Annotated in this window: 25 protein-coding genes; 9 read left to right on the plus strand and 16 right to left on the minus strand. The window is 69.3% G+C overall.

The window, feature by feature from the left end:
* Positions 1-131 precede the first annotated feature (131 nt).
* Genes ACGH48_RS06965 through ACGH48_RS06975 form a run of 3 tightly spaced genes read right to left on the minus strand, consistent with a single transcriptional unit; the run spans position 132 to position 1,644 of the window.
* Positions 132-608 carry a DUF6578 domain-containing protein gene (locus ACGH48_RS06965; protein WP_396290740.1) on the minus strand — a complete coding sequence of 159 codons (477 nt, stop codon included), beginning with the start codon at positions 606-608 and terminating at the stop codon, positions 132-134.
* A gap of 59 nt (positions 609-667) precedes the next feature.
* On the minus strand, positions 668-1,210 hold the full coding sequence (locus ACGH48_RS06970; RefSeq protein ID WP_123313562.1) for a VanZ family protein: 543 nt from the start codon (positions 1,208-1,210) through the stop codon (positions 668-670).
* Between the two features lie 59 nt (positions 1,211-1,269).
* Entirely contained in the window at positions 1,270-1,644 is a 375-nt protein-coding gene (locus ACGH48_RS06975; RefSeq protein ID WP_340196230.1) for a hypothetical protein, read from the minus strand.
* Positions 1,645-1,765: 121 nt separating this feature from the next.
* On the opposite strand from ACGH48_RS06975, the gene ACGH48_RS06980 reads away from it, so the two are divergent.
* Positions 1,766-2,137: a hypothetical protein gene (locus ACGH48_RS06980; RefSeq protein WP_396290741.1), complete on the plus strand. Its 372-nt coding sequence runs from the start codon at positions 1,766-1,768 to the stop codon at positions 2,135-2,137.
* Here ACGH48_RS06980 and ACGH48_RS06985 read toward each other — a convergent pair.
* The 6 genes from ACGH48_RS06985 to ACGH48_RS07010 form a co-directional block, all read right to left on the minus strand.
* Complete coding sequence (locus tag ACGH48_RS06985; protein ID WP_396290742.1) at positions 2,121-2,780, minus strand: ABC transporter ATP-binding protein; 660 nt, start codon at positions 2,778-2,780, stop codon at positions 2,121-2,123. The genes ACGH48_RS06980 and ACGH48_RS06985 overlap by 17 nt on opposite strands.
* Entirely contained in the window at positions 2,777-4,069 is a 1,293-nt protein-coding gene (locus ACGH48_RS06990; RefSeq protein WP_396290743.1) for a hypothetical protein, read from the minus strand. Before ACGH48_RS06990 ends, ACGH48_RS06985 begins: the two co-directional genes overlap by 4 nt.
* Complete coding sequence (locus ACGH48_RS06995; RefSeq protein ID WP_396290744.1) at positions 4,057-4,962, minus strand: hypothetical protein; 906 nt, start codon at positions 4,960-4,962, stop codon at positions 4,057-4,059. The genes ACGH48_RS06990 and ACGH48_RS06995 overlap by 13 nt, the downstream gene beginning before the upstream one ends.
* 57 nt (positions 4,963-5,019) lie before the next feature.
* Positions 5,020-5,286, minus strand: coding sequence for a hypothetical protein (locus tag ACGH48_RS07000; RefSeq protein WP_396290746.1), 267 nt, complete (start codon positions 5,284-5,286; stop codon positions 5,020-5,022).
* Positions 5,287-5,390: 104 nt separating this feature from the next.
* The gene (locus ACGH48_RS07005; protein WP_396290747.1) at positions 5,391-5,786 is read right to left on the minus strand and encodes a hypothetical protein; all 396 of its coding nucleotides are present in this window, start codon (positions 5,784-5,786) and stop codon (positions 5,391-5,393) included.
* Positions 5,787-5,803: 17 nt separating this feature from the next.
* Positions 5,804-5,983, minus strand: a complete 180-nt coding sequence (locus ACGH48_RS07010; RefSeq protein ID WP_396290748.1) for a hypothetical protein — start codon at positions 5,981-5,983, stop codon at positions 5,804-5,806.
* A gap of 271 nt (positions 5,984-6,254) precedes the next feature.
* Between ACGH48_RS07010 and ACGH48_RS07015 the strand changes: the two genes are divergently transcribed.
* Complete coding sequence (locus ACGH48_RS07015; protein WP_396290750.1) at positions 6,255-6,968, plus strand: ANTAR domain-containing protein; 714 nt, start codon at positions 6,255-6,257, stop codon at positions 6,966-6,968.
* A 77-nt stretch (positions 6,969-7,045) separates the two neighbouring features.
* Here the strand turns inward: ACGH48_RS07015 and ACGH48_RS07020 are convergent, their stop codons facing one another.
* The 3 genes from ACGH48_RS07020 to ACGH48_RS07030 all read right to left on the minus strand — a co-directional run bounded on the left by ACGH48_RS07020 (position 7,046) and on the right by ACGH48_RS07030 (position 9,448).
* Positions 7,046-8,062 carry a carboxypeptidase-like regulatory domain-containing protein gene (locus ACGH48_RS07020; RefSeq protein ID WP_396290751.1) on the minus strand — a complete coding sequence of 339 codons (1,017 nt, stop codon included), beginning with the start codon at positions 8,060-8,062 and terminating at the stop codon, positions 7,046-7,048.
* A 126-nt stretch (positions 8,063-8,188) separates the two neighbouring features.
* Complete coding sequence (locus ACGH48_RS07025) at positions 8,189-8,980, minus strand: NAD-dependent epimerase/dehydratase family protein (RefSeq protein WP_396290753.1); 792 nt, start codon at positions 8,978-8,980, stop codon at positions 8,189-8,191.
* 78 nt (positions 8,981-9,058) lie between these two features.
* Entirely contained in the window at positions 9,059-9,448 is a 390-nt protein-coding gene (locus tag ACGH48_RS07030) for a MerR family transcriptional regulator (RefSeq protein WP_123313571.1), read from the minus strand.
* A gap of 56 nt (positions 9,449-9,504) precedes the next feature.
* Between ACGH48_RS07030 and ACGH48_RS07035 the strand changes: the two genes are divergently transcribed.
* Entirely contained in the window at positions 9,505-10,275 is a 771-nt protein-coding gene (locus ACGH48_RS07035) for an NADPH-dependent F420 reductase (RefSeq protein WP_396290754.1), read from the plus strand.
* Between the two features lie 149 nt (positions 10,276-10,424).
* A complete protein-coding gene (locus tag ACGH48_RS07040; RefSeq protein ID WP_396290755.1) occupies positions 10,425-11,471 on the plus strand; it encodes an alpha/beta hydrolase in 1,047 nt (348 codons plus the stop codon).
* A gap of 159 nt (positions 11,472-11,630) precedes the next feature.
* Here the strand turns inward: ACGH48_RS07040 and ACGH48_RS07045 are convergent, their stop codons facing one another.
* Positions 11,631-12,140, minus strand: a complete 510-nt coding sequence (locus tag ACGH48_RS07045) for a hypothetical protein (protein WP_396290756.1) — start codon at positions 12,138-12,140, stop codon at positions 11,631-11,633.
* 2 nt (positions 12,141-12,142) lie between these two features.
* The gene (locus tag ACGH48_RS07050) at positions 12,143-14,095 is read right to left on the minus strand and encodes an alpha/beta hydrolase (RefSeq protein WP_396290757.1); all 1,953 of its coding nucleotides are present in this window, start codon (positions 14,093-14,095) and stop codon (positions 12,143-12,145) included.
* A 171-nt stretch (positions 14,096-14,266) separates the two neighbouring features.
* Between ACGH48_RS07050 and ACGH48_RS07055 the strand changes: the two genes are divergently transcribed.
* Positions 14,267-15,115, plus strand: coding sequence for an HAD-IIB family hydrolase (locus ACGH48_RS07055; RefSeq protein ID WP_396290758.1), 849 nt, complete (start codon positions 14,267-14,269; stop codon positions 15,113-15,115).
* On the plus strand, positions 15,112-16,326 hold the full coding sequence (locus tag ACGH48_RS07060) for a glycosyl transferase (RefSeq protein WP_123313578.1): 1,215 nt from the start codon (positions 15,112-15,114) through the stop codon (positions 16,324-16,326). Before ACGH48_RS07055 ends, ACGH48_RS07060 begins: the two co-directional genes overlap by 4 nt.
* A 110-nt stretch (positions 16,327-16,436) precedes the next feature.
* Here the strand turns inward: ACGH48_RS07060 and ACGH48_RS07065 are convergent, their stop codons facing one another.
* Positions 16,437-17,468, minus strand: coding sequence for an LLM class flavin-dependent oxidoreductase (locus ACGH48_RS07065; protein ID WP_396290759.1), 1,032 nt, complete (start codon positions 17,466-17,468; stop codon positions 16,437-16,439).
* Positions 17,469-17,525: 57 nt separating this feature from the next.
* Between ACGH48_RS07065 and ACGH48_RS07070 the strand changes: the two genes are divergently transcribed.
* On the plus strand, positions 17,526-18,392 hold the full coding sequence (locus ACGH48_RS07070) for an SMP-30/gluconolactonase/LRE family protein (protein ID WP_396290760.1): 867 nt from the start codon (positions 17,526-17,528) through the stop codon (positions 18,390-18,392).
* 82 nt (positions 18,393-18,474) lie between these two features.
* Here ACGH48_RS07070 and ACGH48_RS07075 read toward each other — a convergent pair whose 3' ends face one another.
* A complete protein-coding gene (locus tag ACGH48_RS07075) occupies positions 18,475-18,741 on the minus strand; it encodes a hypothetical protein (RefSeq protein WP_396290761.1) in 267 nt (88 codons plus the stop codon).
* 122 nt (positions 18,742-18,863) lie between these two features.
* Here ACGH48_RS07075 and ACGH48_RS07080 point away from each other — a divergent pair, with 122 nt between their 5' ends.
* Entirely contained in the window at positions 18,864-19,295 is a 432-nt protein-coding gene (locus ACGH48_RS07080; protein ID WP_396290762.1) for a bleomycin resistance protein, read from the plus strand.
* A gap of 16 nt (positions 19,296-19,311) precedes the next feature.
* Positions 19,312-19,764: a GNAT family N-acetyltransferase gene (locus ACGH48_RS07085; protein ID WP_396290763.1), complete on the plus strand. Its 453-nt coding sequence runs from the start codon at positions 19,312-19,314 to the stop codon at positions 19,762-19,764.
* Positions 19,765-19,775 lie beyond the last annotated feature (11 nt).

Raw genomic sequence — 19,775 nt, forward strand, 5'->3', positions numbered from 1 at the left:
TCGGAAGGACCACCGCCCTCGCCCGATGGCTTCCTCGGCACGAGTATCTCCGGCGTCGTGGGCGCGGAAGAAGGAGGCGTCCTACCCCGGTGGGCACGGCTCGACGCCGAACCGGACGCGATCCCGCGGCCTCAGTCGACCCGGATGCGGACGACCCAACCGACGATCGTCCCCTCGTGCGGGATTCGTGGTGCCAGTGCCCGCGCGGCGTGTTGCATCGCAGAGCCAGGGATCGGTTCCTGCCCCGAGCCGTTCGCGGACGGCCCGTACCGTACCGACACCTGGTCGATCCGGGTGACCACACCCACGATCGGCCGCTCTGGCCCGGCACCGAGTTCCTCGGAGTAGGTGTTGCGTTCCTTGGTCACCAGGCGTCGGCCGCCGAGATGGCCGAGACGACTCCGGTCGGCGTCCACGACGTCCCACCTGACGTGTTCGCCAACGGCGACGTCGAAGGCGTCCTCCGCGACCTGCCACTCGATGAGCCAGACGTCGCGCTCCCCGTCCTCCAGAGGCGGCACGATGCTCTCCGGCGGACGCTGTTCGGGCGGCATGTCCCGAAGGTTATCCGCCCGGCGTTCGAGGTCTCGGTGCGAGCGACCGCTCACCGATCGCAAGCGGACGGTGCTGCAGCTCAGGCGGTGCGTGAGGCCCGAGCGGTCGAGCGTCAGCGGAACCGGTTCACGAGCACGGCGACGATCGGTACGCGTGTGAGCAAGACGAAGATCGCGTAGCCGATGGCCCCACCGAATGTGTTCCAGATGAAGTCGTTGATGTCAGCGACGTGACCACCGGAGAACAGCTTCTGCGCGGCGAGTTGCAGGAGCTCGATCGTCAGGCTGACCGCCGCTGAGGTGAGGAGCACCCGCAACCACGACGGACGACGCATGAGGAGCGGGAGGAGGATGCCGAGCGGTACGAACACGGCAACGTTGGTGAGCGCATCTGCGAGTTCGTAGTCGTGGAACGGGATCAACGCCAGTGCCGGTGCCCACGGCTCGTCGCTCGGCGTCGGGCGGAGGAAGATCGGGAAGATCGTGTTCGCGATGATTCCTGCGGCGTAGACGGCGATCGCGGCCGCGACGGCAGCACGCGGCCACGTGAAGCGCCGTCCGCGGAGCAGGAGCGCCAGTCGGACGACGAACACGACCACGCCGACGGGAATGGCGACCGGCAGGACGGGGACTTCGCCGAACGGGTTGGAAGACATCCGGAGAAGCCTAGTGACGCCGAGCTGCTGGACGCCGATCCGACTCGGTGCGAGCAGGACTACAACGGAGTCGCGATCGTGAGGATGGCGATCGACAATCCCGTCAACGCAGCCACCGCTCCGAGTGCAGCGAGCGGGAACCACATGCCGCGACGGCCATTTCCGTACCGCCGGAGGCCCAGGAAAGCGCCGACGCCCACCGCGGCAATGCCTCCGAAGAACGAGAGGCTCATGCTGCTGAACCAGGGTGCGTCCGAGCAGCCGGTGTGTGGAGGGGTCGCGCAGAGCCCGTAGGCGTACAGGTTCTCGTTGAACACGTAGCCGGACGACGTGACCACGGCGACGATCCCGACCACGTTGAGAGCCCAGATGATCACCAGGTCGTCTCGAGCAGCGTTCCTTCTGCGGAACGTGCTCGCGAAACGCGTCTTCATGGGGATTGCCTCGATCGTTTCTGCTCCGCCAGCGGTCTCCGTGAACCGAGGTCGAGCCGAGCGTAGCGCCCTGCTGGTTCACCCGCTCGAACGCCCCAGCGTGCGCTGACAGGATGAGTCCGTGCAGATCGAGGACGTGGACGAACGGCGGTACGGCACCGAAGGTGAGCGCGACACGTTCGTCGTGCACTTCTTCCATGCACCGAGCGGCGAGATGGTCGCGCCCGACTGGGACGCCACCAGCTCCTCGGTCAGCGTGGTCCGCATCGTTGAGGCGACGTACCGCACGGCGTTCGCACAAGCCCGGCGGATTGCTGCTGGCGAGACGTCGCCGACGCTGTTCTCGGTGTCCCTCGAGACCGCGGGGTCGAACGGCCCGGGAATCCTGCGACTGTTCGGGACCGACCTCAACATGGAAGGACTGGAGCTCGACCTCGATTCGCACGCGGCGAAACGGGAGATGTTCGCCGAGTTCTTCAGCCGCGCGCGATGAGATGCTCGTGGTGCAGCTGGAGTTGGCGTCCACATCGCTGTGCAACGCGCTCATTGTGGGTGACGATCACGAACTTGCCTCCTGCTTGCTGCAGCTGATCGAAGAGGGCGAGCATGTCGTCTTCGGTCGTCTCGTCCAGTGCGCCGGTGGGCTCATCGGCGAGGACGACGACAGGGCGCTTCGCGATGCCTCGAGCGATCGCGACGCGCTGCGCTTCTCCTCCCGAGAGTCGTCGTGGGCGCTTGCCAGCGAGGTGACTGATGCCGACCGCCTCGAGAGCCTCATGTGCTCGGTCAGCGGAGTCAGCGCGAGCAGGAACGCCGAGCCGTACGTTGTCGAGCACGCTGCGGTCGCCGAGGAGGCTGTGGTCCTGGGTGACGATGCCGATGTGTCGGATTCGGTGCGCCGCCATCCTGGACGCGGTGCGCTCGAGCACGTGCCCGTCGTGCTCGTAGGTCCCCTCGAAGTCGGTGTCGAGGCCGGCGAGGATCCGGAGCAGCGTGCTCTTGCCGGATCCGCTGCGCCCGGTGATGGCTACTGACCGATCGTCGTCGCGAAGGTCGAAATCGAGTCGGTCGAACAGTGTTCGGGTCGATCCGTCGGGCTCGGTGATCGTCTTCGAGACGTCGCGCAGCGCGATCATCGTGGGGTACCTCTCCGGCGTTGGGTGGTCAGTTCGATGCGGACGGCTCGTCGGCTGACAGCGCCGTCCACCACGCACCAGAGCAGGAGGACGGTGCCAGCGCCGAGTCGAGCCGTGGCGCTGTCGTTGGGGAGCAGCGCGCTGGTCGCGAGGAACAGCCCGAGTGCGGCGGTGTATTCGGTCAGGCGGCTTGCGCGGAACAGTCGGTTCGTGTGGTTCGGGCTCTTTCCGAGGAGATGGTGCACCCGCGCTACTGGCGCTCGACGGTGATGCAGGAGTCGGTTGAGGAACGCCGTGATGATGCCCACTCCCGCGGTGAGCGAGACGAGCAGCGCGGTGACGAGCACCAGGTTGTCCTGGATGAGCTGGCGGACGAGGGAGAGCTGCACGAGGTAGGTCGGTACTCCGAGCAACGTGTACGACCTGAAGCCGGTGTCGTCTCCGATCTCGTCGAGTCGCGCGACGACGCCACTGAAATCGAGGCTGCGATCGACGGCGAGGTCGGCGTTGAGTACCTGGAACACCAAGCGTCCGAACAGCTCGGGATCCAGCCGGTCGAGTGCTACTCGGTCGAGTTCGGCGAGTGTCGGCGGGTAGGGCACGATGACGGTGTCGTCGAGGTAGTGGTTGGCATCACCGCGGAAGTACATGGCACTGTTCGGTTCGAGGAAACCGACGACCTCGAGCTCGTGCTCCTGCAGGATGACCGAGCCGGTGAGTCGCTGTCCGAGCTCGTACACGCCGCAGTACTCAGCGCCCAGGAGCACCGGCATCTGGCCGGACCCCCAGTCGACGGCATCCCACTCGATCGGCTCACCGTCCTGCACGGAGAGCCCCGCGAACTCGTAGGCGGTCTCGTTGAGTTGGATGGACTTGATGTCCTGAACACTTCGCCCCGATTCGTCCTGGTACTTCCCGTTGCGTGTGTACTCGGTGCCGTAACCGACGTCGAAGCGGTCGTCGCCGCGGAAGTCCTGCACGGTGACGGGTTGGTCGTACGAGGAGATGAAGTCGAATCCGGGCTCGTCGTCGATGCGATCGACGAACGAGGCGACTTCGTCGAGCGCGTGCTGGTCTCGCCGGATCGCTTCGAAAGCGTCCGGGGCGAGATCGTCGATCACCGTGTAGAGGTCGACGTCGGCATCAGCGGACAGTCCCTGGGCCACGGCCTGCGATGTGGACTGGGTGAACGACGCCACGTTGTACCAGCAGAGTGCGAGCAGCACGAGCAGGACGATCTTGGCGACGATGATCGGCCAGTTGGACCGGAGGTCGTTCAGCAGTTCCATCGACGGCTTCCCTGCCAGAACGAAGCGACGGACACGGCAAACACGACGCTTCCGACCGCGATGACGGCGGCGGTGACGTCGAGGTCGAGGGTGGTGTTCTGCCTGACGACCGCCGCGCCCGCGAGGGCGGTCGTACAGGCGGCGGTGCCGATCACAGCGACTCGGGCGGCCGCGCTGCGAAGGGTGTTCAGCGGTGGGAACCCGGTGGTGAAGCGGACGGCGGCGGTGCGGAGTTCCCATCGTCCAGCCTGAAGACCTGCGACCACGGCGATGAGCATGATGACGAGCGCGCCGAGCGCGACCAGGACCGGCGACACGGCGTCGACGTTCGTCCTGCGGTTCGCGCCGTCGTCGATGATCTCGACGCTTCGGCCAGGGAACTGTGCGCTGTAGTGGTGGACGCTGTTCGGGCCGTCCAGGAGCAGTCGTTGTGCTGATGCGGAGAACCGCGAGGGATCGGCGATGACCACGTCATCGGACAGGAGACTGTCGGCACGGACGCCGAGACGTCCCACCACGTTGTACGGCTTGCCATCGACCGCGATGTAGTCACCGCGGATGGCAACGTCAGCGCCAACGAGGGCTTCGCCGGCGCGCCCCGTCAGTGCGTGCCCGTCGTGCAGTGGGACGTCTGTCCACCGTCCCGACAGGACCGCGACGGCGCGGACCTTCTCCTCGAGGCCCACGAACACCTTCGTTCCCGGTTCGAACGCACTCCTGGCACGCCGGAGTTCGTCGAGCGTCGCGGTCACCCACGCGCTCTGGCCAGCGCGGAGGTCGTTGCCCTCCACGGCGACGACACGTCGACGGGCGTCGAACACTCCGATCAGCACGGTCAGCAGCATGGCCAGCAAGACCAGGCCAGCTGTCACCGTGAGCTGTCGCTTGGTCACGTCGTCTCCTCACGCCGCAGCGGGTGAGAGCTGTCGGCTCGCACCCGCTGCGATGTGTCACTTGCCGTAGTAGGTCTTCGCGGTGCCGACACCGCTGCCGGGCTGATTCGGCCGGAACGGCTTCCACACAGTCAGTGCTTCGGTGCCGGACTTGCCCCACTTCCGGCCAGAGTCCGCGATGATGCGGCTGCCGTGCTCGAGCCGCGCACGGGTGTAGTGCTGCACCCCTGCCCAGGTCGTCCAACCGTGCGAGCGCTTGTGCGTCGTCCCGTTGATCGTCTTCCGCTCCGCTGCACCACGGTGGTTCACCGCGAACACCGACATCCCGGTTCCTGCGCCATCGCAACTCGACGAGCCTGCTGACCGATCTTGCTCATTGACTGCTCCTTCCTCGAACGGTGAAGTCCAACCGTTCAGTGGTTAACATGTCAGAGGTAGAACGCTTTGTCGAGCAACGTGTTCTCGGTCGCGACCGTGCCCCGGATACGCGATCGGGGATCTGCAGCGGAACCACGGACGGACGGGAGGCCCGGTGCCAGCTGGCACCGGGCCTCCCGTCCGTCGATGCGTCGACCTCCACTTCCACCAGGAGCGCATTCGACCAGCAGTTCGAGCTGGCCGACCTCGGGGTGGTCGAGTTGCTGGATGCTGTGACAGCGTTCCCGGATCTCGTGTCGAGCCCGGACGCTCTCGTGATCGGCATGTACGACCTCTTCGGCGACCGGATGGCCGAAGCACTCGATCAGCGCCCCGCCGACGAGCCGGTGTGGGAGTCCCTGCGGCGGGTGTTCGACATCACCCTCGATGACGTCCAGGACGACCACCAGCGCGCGAGCGAGCGTCAGAAGTACATGCGCCCCCGCGCGATGTCCGATTCGGCCTGCCGAAGAGCGTCCGCGATCTCAGGGTCAGTCCCCTCGAACTTCGCCGCCCGAGCGCCGAAGTCGGTCCAGCGGTGCATGACGAACCACAGCCCGAGCAGCACCGCGAGGACGACACCGGTTCCGATCCACCACCACATGTGGGCAGCGTAGGTCTGACCGACCGCCGGTGCAAGGACCGTGATCACCCGTTGCAGGATCGGCGATCGGACACAGCTCGAATCGGCGGAGCGGCGCCGGCTTGCTCCGTCATCACCCGTCACGGCGCGTCTGCGATCGGATCACCGGGGTGACGTGAACCCGCGCCAGGCGTGTTCGCATCCCGGGGCCGTAGCGTGGCGGCAAGCGGTCTTCGACTGCTGGAGCAGGGCACGACCGGCCACTTCTGATCACAGCATCTGGAGTGACCCCATGGGCGCCGACCGCGAACGAAGACTGTTGCAGACGATCATCGCGCTGGTCGGCAGTGCCACCAGTTCAGAGGACCTCAGCGGGCGGCTGCAGCACCTGGTGGACGAGTCGGCGGCGTTGTTCGACGTCCACGCTGCCGGGCTGATGTTGTTCGGCTCGGACCACCGGTTGCAGATCACCGCCTCGGTGGGGCACCACAGCGGACTGCTCGAGCTCCTGCAGCTCGAAGTCGGCGACGGGCCCTGTCTCGAGGCAGCGCGGACCGGGAGCGTGGTCTCGATCCCCGACGTCCGGCTGGCCGAGCCGCGATGGCCGCACTTCTGCCGGGCTGCGGCTGACGCCGGGTACACGGCTGTCCACTCGATCCCGCTGCGGCTCCGGACGACCGTCATCGGATCGCTCAACCTGTTCGGCGAGTCCGCCGGCGCGTTCGACGAGGACGACCTCGTCGCCGCCCGAGCGCTCGCCGACATCGCAGCGATCTCGCTCCTGCAGCAGCGCTCCATCGACGACGCGGTGACGACGCAGGGGCAGCTGCAAGCAGCGCTCGACAGCCGCACGGTGATCGAGCAGGCGAAGGGGTGGATCGCGAACCGCAACGGGGTGGACACCGCGACCGCGTTCTCCCTGCTGCGCGACCACGCGCGGCGGAACCAGCTCCCGCTCGCCGAGGTCGCCCTCGCCGTCCTCGCCGGACGGACCACCCTCGGCTAGTTGTACTCGGCCACGCGCCCGGCGTCGACGGCTCCGCTCGTTTCCGCTTCGGTCGCCCCGGAGCGTCGCCATGTGGATCAAGACGTGGCTGCGGTCGAAGCGGCCACGGCCACGGACGTTTCCGGCACCGCCCCGCCCCAGCCGTTGAACCCGCCGAACACGACCTTCACCGGGACGGCCTGCGCCCTGCCGGCCACGTACTGGTACACGCCGCCCGGACGCCCGAGCCACAGCGCACGCGCCGGCGTCGCGGTCGTCGCCACTGTCCGGAGCTCCACCACGTACTGCCCGGAGGGGATCTGGAACTGCGCCGTCTGCTCGCTGTCGAGCAGCGTCGAGAACCGGGTCGAGAACGACGCCCCAGTCGTCGTGTCCGTCACCGTGACGCTCGCGCCACTGAGCTGCGCCGAGGGGGCGCGGGACGAAGTCGCCGCGTAGACGACCAGGCCGTAGTCGCTGTGCGCGTAGTGCCTCGACAACGTCACCTGCGAAGCAGGGACGGGCCCACGCTGCTGGTACACCCGGGTCTTCCAGACTGCGGGCGACGCCGTTCCGCTGGCGTACGCCTCGATGCGGTACTTCCCGGTGCTCAACCCGACGAACCGGTACTGGCCTGCGCTGTCCGAGGTCGTCCGGAACACCTGCGAGGTGTCCTCGTTCCAGGCGTACATCAGGCGCCCAGCGGCGGGCCCCGTGGGGCCGACCACATCGCCCTGCACGGTGGCGCCGATCACGAGCGGCACGGTGATCGCGACCGTCGAGCCGCCGCGGACCGCGACGTCCGAGCGGAGTCCGGGTGCGTAGGTCGCCGTTCCGTGCGGCGGGAGCTGCCGTGTCGTCACCGTGACCGTGTCCGGCGCGGGGATGCCGGTGAACGTCGCGGTGCCGTCATCGTCGGTGGTGGCGTTCCCGACGACGGCGTCGATGCCGATCGCCGCGAGCTCGACGTCCGCCAGCCGGATCGCGGTGCCGTCCGGCGCTGCGAGCTGCACGGTGATCGTTCCCGACCCGGCCGCAGCCGCTGGCGGCGCCAGCCCGACCATCGCGGCTGCGGCAAGCGCCACGACCAGTGTCGTCCCCGTGATCAGTCGCATCGCGTTCCCCGCTCACCAGTCGTACCTTGCGGGGGACTGTACGCGTCGGGCGGGCGGTGGGGAAGGCTCGTCCGGTGGTCGCCGCGCCCGAGCGTGGCCTCGGGAGCAGGCCCGGTCGACGATCGCCTACCGGCGCATCCGGTCTGTCGAGTACTCGGGGGTGGCGTACCTCCCACCTTGCGGCACGTCCGGGTCGATGAGCTCCCGCGTGCTCCATGCGGCCGCGTCGTCCTGCGGGAAGAAACCGACGGCTTCCCCGGACTGGAGGTCCCACCAGCCATCGGTGTTCGCGGAGACGGCGTAGAACACTGCGGTGTGTTCGGTCGTCGTCATCGCTGCGACGAAGGCGCGGATCGCGTCCGAGGGGCTGAGCCACGTCCGCTGCTCTCGAGCGGACGACGGCTGCTCCTCGTAACTGCCGATGCGCAACGTGATGGTACTCATCCCGAACTTGTCCGCGTACAGCCGACAGAGCGCTTCCCCCGCGGCCTTCGACACCCCGTAGAAACCGTCAGGTCGCGGCGGCATGTCGGGCGTCACGTGGTCACCCGCGGTGTACGAGCCCGTCAAGCGATTGCTGCTCGCGTACACGACCCGTCGTACCCCGGCCCGCCGGGCGGCTTCGAGCACGTGGTAGGTCCCGAGGATGTTGGCCTCGGCCAGGTCGTGGAAGTCGGCCTCGTCGGCGATGCCACCGAGATGGACCACGCCGTCTGCTCCGGCGAAGAGCTCCACCAGGTTCTCCAGGTCGGCGAGGTCGACCTCTGCGGAGGACTCGTGTGGGGCGCGGGAGGTGATCGGACGGATGTCGGTGGAGACGAGGACCGCGTGACGCTCCAACAGCGCCGACCGGAGTGCTGACCCGATGTTCCCGGCAGCACCGGTGATGACCCAACGGCTTCCGGCGATGCTCGACATCGTGCGATCGTACTGGCCGAACTGCCTGGCGAAGTCCTGACGACGGACCGTCAGTCCGGCCCGGAACGGCGAACCGGACTAGCTCGCCCGGGTCTCCGGTGACTGGATGCCGGCGAGTTCGAGGGCCCGGAGGTAGCTGGTGATGGCGTCCCGGTTGTGCACCAGGAAGTCGATCTTCTCGGTCATCCGGTCGCGTTCGGTCTCGAGCAGGGCGAACAACCCGGGCTCGGCGTTCTCGACGACGATCGTCTGGGGTTGCCCGAGGCAGGGGAGGATGTCCGACACGATGCGTGTGGGGATGCCCGCGTCGATCAGGCCCTTGATCTTGCCCACGCGATCGATCAAGTACTCGTCGTACTCCCGGTACCCGTTGTCCAGACGCCTCGGAGTGATCAGCCCCTGCTCCTCGTAGTAGCGGAGCATGCGAGACGGCACACCCGTTCGCTTCGACAGCTCTCCGATGCGCATGCGTCCTCCTCGGGCGATTTGACCTTCACACTAATGAGAAGGTTGATCCTAGTGGGATGTCTGTTGCAGAAGAAGACCACCTGACGATCGGGATCATCGGTGCAGGGTCGATCGGCTCCACCATCGCCCGACGCCTGAGCCGGCAGGGTCACGACGTGATGATTGCCAACTCGCGCGGCCCCGAGACGATCGACGAGGCAGCGCTGCGTACCGGAGCCAGGGCAGTCGCCGCGGACGACGTCGCGCATGGAGTCGACGTCCTGATCGTCTCGGTCCCGATGAACCGCAACGCCGACATCGCCGAGTACGTCCGTTCCGCTCCAGAAGGCGCAGTCGTCATCGACACCTCGAACTACTACCCGATGCGCGACGGTTCGGTGCGCGCTTTCGAGGAGGGCGTTCCCGAGAGCGTGTGGCTGTCGGAGCTGTTCGGACGCCCCGTCGTGAAGGCGTGGAACGCGATCACCTCGCAGTCCTTCGATGCGAAGGCCTCCGAGCCCGGCGACCCGCGCCGCGTGGCGATCCCCGTGGCGGCCGACCGTGACGCCGATCGTGCCCTCGCGATGCAGCTGGTGGAGCAGACCGGCTTCGACGCCGTCGACGCCGGCGTCCTCGCCGAGTCGTGGCGTCAGCAGCCTGGTTCCCCCGTCTACTGCACCGACCGCACGCGCGCCGAGATGCCGGACTGGCTCGCCGCCGCCGAGAAGGAGCGCGTGCCGAAGCGCCGCGACCTGGCGATGGAGGTCATCGGCGACTACGTCCGAGGCGGTGGTGACGCCACGGAGGGGCGATTCCTCGTGGCGATCAACCGCGCGTCCTACAGCTGACGCCCGCTTCCGTGTACAGCGGTGTGCGACCCGTGGTGTCGTGTGCACTACTGTCGTCGGCAGAGGGAAAAAGCCCGCGCTGCTCCGGCAGGCGGGACCGCACACGCGTCTCACGGGAGTCGCCACTTCTTCATCGAAGGAGTGCGCCCGTGTCCGACCCCATCGCCCGCCCGCCGTTTGACCCCGAACTCGCGACCTTCCTGACGGCGCTCGAGGCCCGCGGTCCGTTCACCCTCACCGCGGAGATGCTGCCCCGCATGCGACAGCTCGACGTGCCCGAGGACGTCGTCGACGAGCGCCTGCGTTCCCGCGGGTACCAGCGGCGCACCGTCACCGTGCCGGGGCACCTCGGCGACCCCGTCGACCTCGCGATCATCGACCGCGTCGAGCGCACTGAGGAGACCCGTGCGACCAGCGCGACCGCGGCCGTCTTCTCGATCCACGGCGGGGGCATGATGTTCGGCCACCACCTCGGGAACCTCGAATCGTTCGACGACTGGCTGCTCGACCACGACGTGGTCCTCCTCAGCGTCGACTACCGCCTCGCACCCGAGTACCCCGATCCGTACCCGGTGGAGGACTGCTACGCCGGTCTCGTCTGGGTGGCGGCGCACGCCGACGAGCTCGGCATCGACCCGGCACGGATCGTCATCGCGGGGCAGAGCGCTGGCGGTGGACTCGCCGTGGGGACGGCCCTGCTCGCCCGTGACCGGCAGGGTCCCGACCTGATGGCGCAGATCCTCGTGTCACCCATGCTCGACGACCGAGACGACACCGTCTCGACCCGGCAGATCGACGGCGTCGGGGTCGCCGACCGCCAGATGAACCGCTTCGCGTGGGATGCGTACCTCGGACCACGCCGCGCCACCCCTGACGTCTCGGGGTACGCCGCTCCGGCTCGTGCTGCAGACCTGTCGGCACTGCCGCGCACCTACATCGACTGCGGCAGTGCTGAGGTCTTCCGCGACGAGGACGTCGCCTTCGCGAGCCGCCTCTGGGCAGCGGGGGTCGACGCGGAGCTCCACGTGTGGCCCGGTGCCTTCCACGGGTTCACGAGCATGATGCCCGACGCCGCGATCTCGAGGACCGCGACCGCGGCCCTTGCGGACTGGACCCGACGACTGCTCGGCGATCCTTCGCCGATCAGTCGCGCAGCCGGGCGCCAGGACGGCCCCGTGACGGGGCTGTCTCGGTAGACGTCCCCACGAGCGGGACGGGAGGCCCGGTGCCAGCTGGCACCGTCCCTCCCGGCACGGCCGTCACCCCGCTGGCACGGTGCGCCGGTACCGGCGGGTGGGGCCCACCTCCCGTCAGGGCGGGTGTCACGGCGCGACCAGCGGACCATGGCGCCCGCCTCACTCGGGGCTGCGCAGGTCCTTCACATCACCGTCCGAGCACTTCGAGACACCGGTGATGCTGTACCGCTGCGGGTACGCGTTGAAGCCGATCGAGGTGACGGGCCCGTCCGCGCCCCGGATGCCGGTGAGCGGGTCCGAACCGCCGCTCTCGAACCGCTCCGTCGTGATCCCCTTCGACTTCCAGAGCTCCTCGACCGTCCGGATGTCGGCGGCGGGGTCAGTGCCGTCGGTGTCGCTCCGCTCCAGGATGTACACGAAACGGGCACCGTCGCCGTCGCCGCCCGACTGGGTGCAGACCTCGGCAGCCGGGCCACGGTACACGGTCCACTCGCCGCCGACTGCGTCGGTCGACTCCTTGACGGTGTCGACGATCGACTTCTTCGCTTCGGACGGATCCACTGTCTTGCCTCCGGGAGAGTTGCTGCAGCCGACGACGGTCAGTGTCGCCGTCAGGATGAGGGTGACGCCGACGCTGGTGCGGGCGGCGCCACGGATTCGTTGGTTCACGTTCACAGTGTCCACTGCGGGTTCTCCAGGAGCGACTTCTGGAAGTCGGTCATCCCCTTCGGCTGGGGATCGGTCATGAGCTCGGGGTGCCCGGTGGTGGCGAACCCGATGTTGGTGAGTGACTCGGTGTTGGGGTCGAGGTAGCCGCGTTCGTCTTCGGTGTGGGTCGCGTGGTCCTCGACGGGGTTGAGCTGGCCGGACCCGTCTGCGCCGAAGGCCGTGGCGCCGAAGTCGGGTGCGGTGGGGTCCTGTCCGTGTTCGGGGCTGAGGCGCCCGGTCCACGCCCACTGGTCGCCCTTCGCCGGGTCGATCGCCCACACGTCCCGTGCCTGGCCGGCGTAGACGTGGTCGGCGTTGAGGTCACCGGCGTCGTCGACCGAGTTCGGGAGTCCGGCGGAGCCGATGGTCGTGAACGTGTCGACCTGGACGTCGTCCTGCGTCAGGGCGTAGGCCGAGGTCGTCGATCCGTACGAGTGGGCGACGATGTTCGTCGTGGGTGCATCCCCGTTGCGGACCGCGTCCAACCCGCGGATGGACGCGGCGAGGTTGTCCCCGCCGGCCTCGGCGTAGTCGCTGCCGAGGACCCCGAAGTCCAGCTTGCCGGAGATGACGGGCTGCGGTGGCGTCTTGTAGCCCATCCAGGAGATCACCGCCCGGTCCTCGGGCCCGGTGTCCGCCTGCTGGTCGTAGATGTGCTGGGCGGAGTCGGTCCAGCCGATCATGCCGGTCGTGTCAGAGCCCATCCCCGGAACGGCCCAGGTGACGTTGTCGGCGGTGTCGAGGTCGCCGATGGACACCGCTGCCAGCGGCGGGACGTCGTCGGTCAACGAGAGGATGAAGCGCTCGCCGGCCGTGCTGCCCTGCTCGAACCGACTGGCGGTGTCGATCTGCTGCAGCGCTTCCAGGTTCTCCGAGGCACGCGCCCACCCCGCCCCGTTGTCGTAGGGGATGGTGGACTCCAGGTCTTCGACTTCCTGCTTCGCGGCCCGGATGCGGGCGTCGAGGACGGTCCGGTTGGCGGTGTCCCGCGCCCAGTAGTCGACGCCCTCGAGGTTGCCGAGCACGCTGAGGACCGGCAGCGGCAGCGCCCGCAGGTCGTTGGCGTCGGCCTTCGAGTAGCCGAGCGCTGCCCAGAGTGCGGCGACCTGGTCGGCGGAGAGGTCCGGGTTCAGCATCTCCTGGAACGTCGGCGGCAGTTCTGCGGCGGCGGACACGTCGAGCGTCGCGTTCGAGATCGATCCTTCGCCGCCGGCGCGCTCGAAGGCGTCGGCGATGCGGTCCACCCAGGCTGCGTCCTCGCCGTTCTCCTCGAGCAAGCGGTCGAAACCATGCAGGAACGTCGAGCTGTCGATCTTCGCCCACCCGCAGCTGCTCGTGAAGCCGGACCAGGCGTTCTGCAGGGTCGTCCGGTCCGCACCGGCCGAGCGGTCGAAGGCGCGAGCGGTGCTCGTGAAGGACCGGAGGTACTCGGGATCGGCCGAGCTCTTCCCGCCCGACGTGCCGCTGCCGGTCCGGGTCCGGGACCGTGCGGAGAACGCGGCGGAGATGCTCGGCGGCGCGATCGGGATTTCCGAAGGCTTGAAGTCGAAGGTTTGGACGCCCGGGAGCCGGACGAAGTCGGTCGGAGCATCTGCGGCTGCCCGGTCGCGTTCGTCCTGGCGCACCTGCCACGCGGCGAGGGCGTCCTGGCGCGCCCGTTCGTCCGCGGCGGCGGCCGTCGTCGCGTTCACCTGCGTGCTGAGGTCGTCGAGCACGGTGGCGAGCTTCGGTCGGTCGTCCGCCTCGATCTGCGCCGATTCCTCGAACCGCTTCGCGTAGGCGCCGTCGAAGCCGTCGAGTGCGCTCTCGGCGGCGGTGCGCCGTCCGGCTCCCTGGCCGCGCAGTGTCTCGGCAGCGTTGGACGCTGCCTGCGCGAGCAGATCGGCTGCCACGTCGTCGTACTGGACTTCCCCCACGGTGTTCCCCCTTACGCCTGGTCCCCGGCGCCCCACCACGACTGTAGCGACCGGGCACGCAGCGCGCACCACGGAACCGAGCCGCCCCTGTTCACCAACCGGACTCGCGCGCATGGCAGGGTGGTCCGGGGCATCGTCGCCCGCAGCCCAGCCAGCCGCGAGCGGAGCACGATGCCACCACCCGACCTGATGGTCGTCACGGACCTCGACGGGACGTTCCTCGACCACCACGACTACTCGTTCGACGCTGCCCTGCCGATGCTCGAGCGCCTGCGCGCGGACGGCGTGCCGGTGGTCTTCTGCAGCAGCAAGACCCGGGCCGAGATCACCGCCCTGCAGCGGCGGACCGGTCTGGACGGGCAGGCGTTCGTCGCGGAGAACGGCGCGATCGCCGTCGGACCGGACGCCAGCGTGATCACCGGGCCGCCGGACGGCGCCGGGTCCGCGGACGGCGTCGGCCCCGCGGACTGCGATCTCGCGCGGCTCCGTGCGGATCTCGACCGCATCCGAGCGGACCTGGACCTGCACTTCGCGACGTTCGGCGGCGAGACCGACGCGGTCGTCGCCGCGTGGACCGGACTCGACGTCGTGGCGGCGGCTGCCGCCCGGCAGCGCGAAGCCTCCGAGGTCCTGTTCTGGCACGCCGAGGACGACGACCGCGCCGAGACGTTCCGACGGGCGCTCGCCGCGGCCGGCCTCGACCTCGTGCGCGGGGGCCGCTTCTGGCACGTCCTGCCGGCCGGACGCGACAAGGGCACCGCGGTCCGCCTGCTCGTCGCCGACCACGAGCGCCGCACCGGCACCGTCCCGCGCACCATCGGGCTCGGCGACGGCCCGAACGACACCGCGCTCCTCGACGCCGTCGACCTGGCGGTCGTCGTGCGCGGCCACGGCCCGGCACCCGGACCCCTCGCCGACGACCGCCCCGAGCGCGTCCACCGCACGACCGCCCCCGGCCCGCAGGGCTGGGCCGAGGGCCTCACCCGGTTCACCACCCCGTCCGTCAGGAGCCACCGATGAGCGACTTCCACCAGAACGGCGTCATCACGACGTTCCACGACCTCGGCCGCCGCAGCACCGCGAGCATCGAGGACGACCTGCGCGGGTTCGCCGAGAAGCGCCCGATGAGCCTGATCCTGCCGGCGCTGTACTCGGAGCTCGAGCGTCCCGCGCTCGCACGGATCGTCGACGAGCTGGCCGAGGCCGACTGGCTCAGCGAGATCGTGATCGGGCTGGACCGCGCCGACCGCGCGCAGTTCGAGCACGCGCGGGAGTTCTTCGCACGGCTGCCGCAGCGGCACCGCATCCTGTGGAACGACGGGCCGCGCCTGCGGGAGCTCGACGCCGAGCTGGAGCGCGAGGGGCTGGCTCCCGGCGAGCCGGGCAAGGGCCGGAACGTCTGGTACTGCACGGGCTACGCGTTGGCGTCGGAGCGCGCCGAGTGCATCGCGCTGCACGACTGCGACATCACCACGTACGAGCGGGGCATGCTCGCGCGGCTGTTCTACCCGGTGGCGAACCCGGCGTTCGACTACGAGTTCTCGAAGGGCTTCTACGCCCGCGTCGCCGACGGCCGGATCAACGGGCGCGTCGGACGCCTGCTCGTCGGTCCGCTGCTCCGGTCGCTCCGCCAGGTCTACGGCGAGTCCGAGTACCTGGAGTACCTCAGCAGCTTCCGGTACCCGCTGTCCGGCGAGTTCGCGATGCGCGCGCACGTGCTGAACGGGTTGAAGATCCCGGGGGACTGGGGCCTCGAGATCGGCATGCTCTCCGAGGTGTACCGCGACTACGCGACGCGCCAGGTGTGCCAGGTGGAGATCGCCGACGCGTACGACCACAAGCACCAACCCCTCGCCGAGGCCGACGGGACCGGGGGGCTCGCCCGCATGGGGAACGACATCGTGCAGTCGCTGCTGCGGAAGCTCGCGACGATGGGCGTGCCGCTCACCTCGGACTCGTTCCGGGTCCTCAAGGCGACGTACTACCGGAACGCGCTCGACATCGTCGAGGTCTACCGGCACGAGGCGGAGATGAGCGGCCTCGGGTTCGACCAGCACGCGGAAGAAGCCGCCGTCGAGCTCTTCACCAAGGCGATCCTCGACGCCGGCGGCGCCTTCACGGCGCGGCCGAACGACAAGCCGTTCATCCCGAGCTGGAGCCGGGTGCGCTCAGCGGTCCCGGACGTGCTCGACCGGCTGCGGGACGCGGTGGAGGCGGACCAGCAGGACTGATCCGGCGCCCTGCGCGCGCCCTGCGCGCGCCCTGGGCGCGAGTCAACGGCGGACGGGAGGCACGGTGCCAGCTGGCCCCGTGCCTCCCGTCCGTCGGTTTGGCGCCGTTCTCAGGCCGCCGGTCCCGGCGCCCAGCCGAGTTGCGGACCCAGGTGCTCGGCGATGTCCGTGATGATCTGCGCGTAGTCGTCCGGCTCGAAGGAGAACGGCAGTGCGAAGGCGACCTCGGTGACCGCCTGGTAGCCGGCGTCGGCACGCAACCGGTCCGCGATCTCGGCAGAGGTCCCCACCAGGTCGGCGGCGAAGAGCATCCCCGCGGGTCCCATCGGCACACCCACACGCCCCGAGCGGCTCGCGACGTAGGCGCGGTAGCAGGCCTCCTGCTCGCGGGTCGCGGTGTCCGTCGGGATGACGACCAGCCCCTGCGAGACACGGGCGGAGTCGGGGTCGGGGTGGACGTCGAGGTAGGCGTCGATCTGGGCCCGCTGGTTGGTCGCGAAGTCCGTGCCGTTCTCGCTGCGGGTGACGCTCGACGTCAGCAGGTGGAAGCCGTTCTCGCCCGCCCAGACAGCGGACTTCGTGCTGCCGGTGCCGTACCAGATGCGGTCGGCCAGGCCGCCACTGTGCGGTTGCACGGTGCTCGCGAACTCCTCGATGCCCCGACGCTCGACGGTGTCGGTTCCGGTCACGTGGTCGCCGCGGACCAGGTCGCGGAAGCGCAGGAGCCGGTCGTTGCCCAGGTCCTCGTGCTCGAGGGTGTCGGGGTAGATCGCTTCGCGGTACAGGTCGAAGTTCATCGGGGTGCCGACCGAGAAGCCGGGGTTCAGTCGGCCACCGAGGAGCACGTCGACGGTGCCGAGGTCCTCGGCCAGGCGGAACGGGTTCTCCGCCCCGATCGGCGTGACGGCGGTACCGAGGTCGATCCGCGAGGTCCGCTGCGACGCCGCGGCCATCACCGCGACGGGGGAGGAGATGCCGTGCTGCAGGTGCCGGTGGCGCAGCCACGCGCTGTCGAAGCCGAGCGCTTCCGCACGCTCGATGATGCGGAGCGTGTCCTCGTGGCCCTCGGACGGTCGGGCGGGGTCGAACGACCCGATCGTCAGGAAGCCGAGCCGGTGCAGGGGAGTTCCGTCGAGGGGCATGGGTCGATCGTGCCAGACCATCGGGTGGCGCGGGGGTCCGGCTGGCAGGGTGGATCCGTGCACATCACCCTGGATTCTGCGACCGACATCGTCATCTCCGGCATCCGCTTCCCGGAGGGCAACCGCTGGCACGAGGGGCGGCTCTGGTACTCCGACATGCACACCGGCCAGGTGTTCTCGGTCGACCCTGCCTCGACCGACGGCCCCCGGCTCGAGGCCACCGTCGACGGGCAGTCGTCGGGACTCGGGTGGCTGGCCGACGGGCGGCTGGTCATCAGCTCGATGGAGTCCCGCACGGTCGTCGCCGTCGAGCCGGACGCCAGCACCTCGGTGTTCGCCGACCTGTCCACCATCGAGTCGTCCCTCGTGAACGACCTGGTCGTCGACGCCCACACCGGCCGGACCTACATCGGTGCCTTCGGGTACGACCTCTACGCGGGCGAGGAGCTGCGCCCCGGCCCGCTCTACGTGATCGACCCCGACGGCTCCGTCCGGCTCGCCGCCGAGGGCCTGGTGTTCCCGAACAGCGCCAACATCCTGCCCGGCACCCGGACCCTGGTGGTCAGCGAGACGTGGGGCGGCCGGCTCACCGCGTTCGACATCGAGGACGACGGTTCACTGACCGGGCGGCGCGAGTGGGCAGCCCTGCCCGGCGGCGTGACCCCGGACGGCAGCACCGTCGACCGTGACGGCGCGATCTGGGTCTGCTCGGTCGACACGGGGGAGTTCCTGCGGGTCCTCGAGGGCGGCGAGGTCACGGACCGCATCGATGCACCCGGCGAGTGCGCGATCGACTGTGCGCTCGGTGGCGAGGACGGTCGCACCCTCTACCTGGCGACCGCCGACAGCTACGACCCGGCCGTGACGGCGCAGACGCGCTCCGGTCGGATCAGCGCGGTGCGGGTGGCCGTGCCGGGTTGGTGAGCGCGCTCGAGGTTCCAGAATCTCGGCATCTCACGCGCCGCGGAGCCTGCCCGTGGAACCTCGGCGACATGCACGCGGCAGGTCATGGAACCTCGGGGAGGTGCCCCGGGCGCGGCTGGCGCGAGCGTGCGCCGCGGCCGGCCGACCACGTCGTCACGAGGGCCGCGATGCCCATCGCGATGCCGATGACGCCAGAGCCGAGGCACAGGGGCATCAGCAGCCCGAGGCCGATGTTGGCGCCGCCACCCTCCGGGCCGTAGTTCGCGTCGAACATCACGGCACCGACGCCGAGGAACCCGATGGCCAGACCGATCGTGCTGACCAGGTGGAACGTGCGCGCGGTGGTCATGATCGAGCCCTTCGTCGATGTGGTCGACGAATCCTCGCACGACCCCGCATCGACGTATTCCTGCCCCGGCATCCGACCCACGTTCGACGCGCGTCGTGCTGCTCCGATGCCACGATGGTGCTGTGACCGAGACCCCCGAGCCCGCTCTCGTCCCCGAACTCCTCGTCGCCGACCTGGACCGGAGCCTCGCGTTCTGGTGCGGCCTGTGCGGCTTCGAGATCCGCTACGCCCGGCCCGAGGAGCGCTTCGCGTACGTCGCCCTCGGCACCGCCCACCTCATGCTCGAACAGGCCAGGGTCGGCCGGAACTGGATCACCGGTCCGCTCGAACGACCGCTCGGCCGGGGCGTGAACTTCCAGGTCACCGTGCCCGACAGCCGTGCGCTGTCCGAGTCCCTGCTCCGTGCCGGCACGGAGCTCTTCATGCAGCCCGAGACGAAGTGGTACGACGTCGGGACCGAGCAGGCGCGCGTCGACCAGTTCCTCGTGCAGGACCCGGACGGGTACCTGGTGCGGTTCCAGTCCTCGGCGGGACGGCGCCCAGCGGCCGACTGAACTCGTAGGATCGGCTGTGCCTTCCATCCAGATCGAGAGCCCTCGGAGCGACGACGTCCGCAGCCTGCTCCGCCAGGGGGATGCCTTCGCCCTGGCGTTGTACCCGGCCGAGAACTACTACGGCCTCGACGTCGACGCCCTGGAAGCCGACGGGGTCTCGCTGTTCGTCGCCCGCGAGCGTGACGTGGCCGTCGGCACGGCGGCGATCGTCGATCGGCGCGACGGATCCGGCGAGATCAAGCGGATGTTCGTCACCGACGACGCCCGAGGACTCGGGGTCGGCCGAGCCCTGCTCCAGGCGCTCGAAGCCCATGCACGTGACGTGGGCATCTCGACGCTGCAACTGGAGACCGGCCTGCCGCAGGTCGCGGCGATCGCCCTGTACGAGAAGCTCGGGTACCGCCAGGTCCCGCGGTTCGCGCCGTACACCGACGACCCGACGAGCTACTGCATGGAGAAGCACCTCTGAGGGTCCGTCCG

The sequence above is a fragment of the Curtobacterium pomorum genome, assembly GCF_044497295.1.
GTDB lineage: Bacteria > Actinomycetota > Actinomycetes > Actinomycetales > Microbacteriaceae > Curtobacterium.